This window comes from Xenorhabdus littoralis (assembly GCF_033949345.1).
In the GTDB taxonomy this organism is placed as follows: Bacteria; Pseudomonadota; Gammaproteobacteria; order Enterobacterales; family Enterobacteriaceae; genus Xenorhabdus; species Xenorhabdus littoralis.
Window position 1 is genome coordinate 1 of record NZ_VCDP01000253.1, and the last position, 324, is coordinate 324.

The following is a 324-nucleotide window of genomic DNA, read 5'->3' on the forward strand; positions in this document are numbered from 1 at the left end:
TACTCCTCAATATTGGCGGCGCTCGGCGTGTTTTGGCATACTTCCGCTACATAAGCAAAACCGCATGCCCGATCAATTTGCCCGCGCTGGGTCAGCATATCGGTCAGGGTAATCAGGTCGAACGGACAGTTTTTTTCGCTCAGTTCAGCGATGGCCTGAAATATTATCCGGTGTGCCGGGAAATAAAAATCGTCGGCAGCCAATAGCTGGACAACGCTATCCCAGCGCTCATTCTCCAGTATCAGCCCCCCAACACCCCCACTTCGGCATACGCATAGCTGGGCGCCTCTTCACTGATGATCTTTAAATGTTCATGCGGCAGAT

1 protein-coding gene is annotated in these 324 nt (G+C 52.2%); it reads right to left on the reverse strand.

What is annotated here, in order from left to right; genetic code table 11:
* Positions 1-203 (reverse strand): DnaB-like helicase N-terminal domain-containing protein (locus tag FE394_RS19525; protein ID WP_319927971.1); only part of this gene is annotated, 203 nt, incomplete at its 3' end.
* Positions 204-324 lie beyond the last annotated feature (121 nt).